Origin of the sequence: Parvibaculum sp. (assembly GCF_035511255.1) — a bacterium.
Lineage (GTDB): Bacteria > Pseudomonadota > Alphaproteobacteria > Parvibaculales > Parvibaculaceae > Parvibaculum.
Genome location: NZ_DATKFR010000257.1, coordinates 1 through 3758 on the forward strand (window position 1 = coordinate 1; position 3758 = coordinate 3758).

The following is a 3758-nucleotide window of genomic DNA, read 5'->3' on the forward strand; positions in this document are numbered from 1 at the left end:
GCCGCGAAACGCGCCCGCCTTCCGCCTGGCCTCTCCCGCGCCGATGCCGCCCGTGGAAGCGCCGTCCGCCCCCTCGATCTCGGCCGAAACCCGCGCCGCCGGCATCCGCGCCTATGGCAGCCTCGTCTGGCGGCGCATCGCTGAGCGCAAGCCGAAAGGCATTCACCTTCCCGGCACGGCCTATGTGAATTTCGCGCTGACGGGCGAGGGGGCCATCGCCGCGATCCGCATCGCAAGATCGAGCGGCAATCCGGAACTCGACGCAATGGCGCTCCGCACCATAGAGAGTGCCGCTCCCTTCGATCCGCCGCCTTCGGGCCTCGCGCCGCAGGATCTCGTTTTCGAAATTCCCTTCAACTTCCGCTGATCATTTCACCTGACCGCCATCGACGACCAGCACCGCCCCGGTGATGAAGCTCGCGCGGGGGCTTGCGAGAAAGAGCGCCGCATCGGCGATCTCCTCGACCTTGCCGAAACGGCGCAGCGCCACTTCGCGCTTGATCCAGCGCGCCCAGTCGTCTGGGCGTTCCCTGGTGTTCTTGTCCCAGACGCCGCCGTCGAAAAGGATGTTCCCCGGCGCGATCGCGTTGATGCGGATGCCCTCTTTGCCGACGCTCTTCGACAAGGACCGCGTGACGTGGTTGACCGCCGCCTTCGACGCCGCATAGGTGACGGAAGTGCCGAGCGCGTCGACGCCGGCGATCGACGAAATGAAAATCAGATTCGCGCCCTGGCGTTCCGCCGCCGACCGCTTCAGGATGCGCTTCAGCGCTTCGCGCGCGAGGAAGAACGAGCCCGAGAGATTTTGCAGAATGTCGGCATCCCACAATTCGTCCGACACGTCGAAACCCATCGGCGCCTTCGACATGCCGACATTGGCAATGACGGTATGAAGGGGGCCGAGCCGCGCTTCCGTTGCGTCGAGCGCCGCCGCGAGATCGGCGGACTGCGTCATGTCGCCCGCGACGGTGAGGAGGTGCTCCGCCGGAATGCCCTCGGCGACGAGTGCCGCCTTCGCCGCGTCGAGCGCCGCCTCTCCCCGACCGGTCAGGGCGACGCGGGCGCCCTCTTTTGCGAAAGCCCGTGCCATGCCGAAGCCGATGCCCCGGCTCGCGCCCGCGACGAAGACCGTCTTTCCCTTGAGTTCCAGTTCCATGGCGCCTTCCCCTGTTCAAATGGATTTGAGGACAGTGCAGGGCTTGCCCGCGCCCGCGTCAAGCCTTGCTTGTCGCGACATTGGCCGCCGGCCTAGACTTGCGCGAACCAGACATTGAAGCAGGGAAGTGCCTCCATGACCGCGTCGAGCGTGAGCATCCATCTCAACGAGGCGCCACCTATCCGCCGCACGCTCGAACTCGAGGACGGCGCGGTCTCTTTCCTCGAATGGAAGCAGGGCAGGCACCTGCCGGCGCTGCATTTCGCCCATGCCAATGGCTTCAATGGCATGACCTATAATCGCCTGCTGTCGCCGCTCGCGGGCCGCTTCCACATTCGCGCCTGGGATGCGCGTGGACATGGGGCCACGCGGCTTCTCGCCAATCCGGCAGATCATCGCCGCTGGACGATCTTCCGCGACGATCTGATCCGCTTCGTCGAGAGCTTCGCCGCAGAGGCGGGCGGCCCGGTTCTTCTGGGCGGCCATTCGATGGGCGGCACGACAAGCCTGATGGTCGCCGCCGAGCGGCCCGATCTCGTTCGCGGCCTCATTCTCGTCGATCCGGTCATGGTGCCGCGCCGCGCCCGCCTGATGATGCAGGCCTACCGCATGTTTGGCCGGAAGGGCGGGCCGCTCTCGCTCGCCGATGGCGCCGAGCGCCGCCGCGCCGTCTTTCCTGATCGCGCCACCATGGCCAAGGCCTACAAGGGACGGGGCGCGTTCCGCACCTGGCCCGACGAGGTCATCGCCGATTACGTCGAGGGCGGCACGAGGCTGCGCGAGGACGGTCAGGTCGAGCTCGCCTGCGCGCCCGCCTGGGAGGCGGCGAATTTCCGCGCGCAGGATCACGATATCTGGGCCGACATCGCGCGCCTGAAAGTGCCGCTGACGCTGATCCATGCCGGCGCGACCTCTACCTGCCGTGCGCCGGCGCCCGAACTTCTCGGCCGCCGCGATCCGCAGGCGACGCTGCTCCGCATCGGCCGCGCCACGCATTTCCTGCCGATGGAATTTCCCGAAGCCGTCCGCCGCGAGATGCTCGACCTCGACGCGCGGTTGAGCGATTAGCCGGCGTAAGGGAGTCCAATTTGGTTTATCATTCGCTTATGCGCATGTCTTCGCATTGCGTCCATTTTATTTACGCCGATCACCTCGATGACGAGGACATTTGGCCGGCCGCCGAATGGAAGCGGAAAGGCGTCAGGCTCGCTTATGTCGACTATCGGCATCTGAATGCGGATGATCGACAACGCATGCCGGACATCATTGGTCGGGAGTTGCGATTGGAGAACGTGCCCTATGGAGAGGAGGCGCGATCAACCAAAAGAATATCGCCTTGGATCCCTTTCATGGACGATCTGATTACCCTTTCAAGAAATGCTGGCGGACTGATCATGGTCATAGATCACGCAGAAGAAATGTTGGCCGAGAGGAGCAGGACGATGTTTGAATTGATTGAAGCATTCCTGATCCAGAGCCATCATTGGTTCGAAAGACAAAAGCCATGCCATCTGTGTTTCCAGATGGAAGAAAGCAGATTGGTGAAGCGATCTTTTGATTTGGTTTAAACCTTACAGTAACTCGTCATCAGTCCAGCGCCGATGCGTTCCTGCATCATCTCGGTCGAGCCGTCGGTGAAGGCCGCGATCTTCGCGCAGGCCATGTGCCGGCCGAGCGGGAAGGCCTCGGAGAGGCCCTTCGCGCCCATCGCCTGAATGCAATCGCCGATGCGGGCGAGGGTGATGCGGCCCGCGAATTTCTTGGCATGCGCCGCCGCCATCACCGCATCTTCATTGCGGTCGATGAGCCTGCCCGCCTCCCGCGTCAGCGCGCGCAGGGCTTCGAGGTCGGTTGCCACATCGGCGAGCGACCAGCGCAGGCCCTGATGCTCGATCAGCGACTTGCCGAAGGCCTGCCGCTTTGCGCCATAGGCAAGCGCCGTTTCGAGGCTCGAAGCGAGGAGCCCCGCGCACATCGCGGCCACATAGACGCGTGCGCCGTTCACGCTCTGCATCGCCAGCTTGAACGCCATGCCGGGGCCGGCAAGCATGTCCTCATCGGGCACGAAATACTCGTCGAGCGCGAAGCCGCCCGCCCCGATCGCATGTCCGCCGAGCAGCGAATAGGCATCGGCGCGGCGGAACCCGTCGCGCCGCGCGTCGACGAGGAAGCAGCCGATGCCGCGCCAGCCGGCGCTCGCGTCGGTCTGCGCATAGGTGACGAAGAGATCGGCGACGGGCGCGTTGGTGATCCAGCCTTTTTCGCCCGAAAGGCGCCAGCCGCCATCGACCTTGCGCGCGGCGGTTTTGATCGACGCGAAGTCGCTGCCGGCGCCCGGCTCCGACAGCGCCGTCGCGCCGAAAATCTCGCCGCGCATCAGCGCCGGCACATGAACCTCGCGATGTGTCGCGACAACGCTCTGTGCAAGTTTCGCGGCGACGTTATGCGTATTGATCATCGAAAAGGTGAAGGCCATGTCCGCGCGCGACATCGCCTCGGCAATGGCGAGTTTCAGCAGATAACGCCCGCCGAGCCCACCCTGCGCCGCCGGCACTTCGAGCCCGAGGAGCCCTTCCGCCGCCGCCATTCGCAGCGCCTCGAC

At 64.8% G+C, this 3758-nt stretch carries 5 protein-coding genes; 3 read left to right on the top strand and 2 right to left on the bottom strand.

Translation table 11 applies throughout. The features are described from left to right. On the top strand, window positions 1–367 hold a 367-nt coding region (locus VMR03_RS10230), incomplete at its 5' end, for an energy transducer TonB (RefSeq protein WP_325404841.1). Here VMR03_RS10230 and VMR03_RS10235 read toward each other — a convergent pair. Then, entirely contained in the window at window positions 368–1156 is a 789-nt protein-coding gene (locus VMR03_RS10235) for an SDR family oxidoreductase (protein WP_325404843.1), read from the bottom strand. 135 nt (window positions 1157–1291) lie between these two features. On the opposite strand from VMR03_RS10235, the gene VMR03_RS10240 reads away from it, so the two are divergent. Both VMR03_RS10240 and VMR03_RS10245 read left to right on the top strand, forming a co-directional pair. Further along, on the top strand, window positions 1292–2224 hold the full coding sequence (locus VMR03_RS10240; protein ID WP_325404845.1) for an alpha/beta hydrolase: 933 nt from the start codon (window positions 1292–1294) through the stop codon (window positions 2222–2224). A gap of 20 nt (window positions 2225–2244) precedes the next feature. Continuing rightward, window positions 2245–2724, top strand: coding sequence for a hypothetical protein (locus tag VMR03_RS10245; protein ID WP_325404847.1), 480 nt, complete (start codon window positions 2245–2247; stop codon window positions 2722–2724). Here the strand turns inward: VMR03_RS10245 and VMR03_RS10250 are convergent. Continuing rightward, window positions 2721–3758: acyl-CoA dehydrogenase family protein (locus VMR03_RS10250; protein ID WP_325404849.1), on the bottom strand; the 1038-nt coding region annotated here is incomplete at its 5' end. The genes VMR03_RS10245 and VMR03_RS10250 overlap by 4 nt on opposite strands.

Excerpts from the sequence above, each read along its gene's own strand:
- VMR03_RS10235 (WP_325404843.1), bottom strand. The coding sequence starts at position 1,156 with ATGGAACTGGAACTCAAGGGAAAGACGGTCTTCGTCGCGGGCGCGAGC.
- VMR03_RS10240 (WP_325404845.1), top strand. The coding sequence starts at position 1,292 with ATGACCGCGTCGAGCGTGAGCATCCATCTCAACGAGGCGCCACCTATC.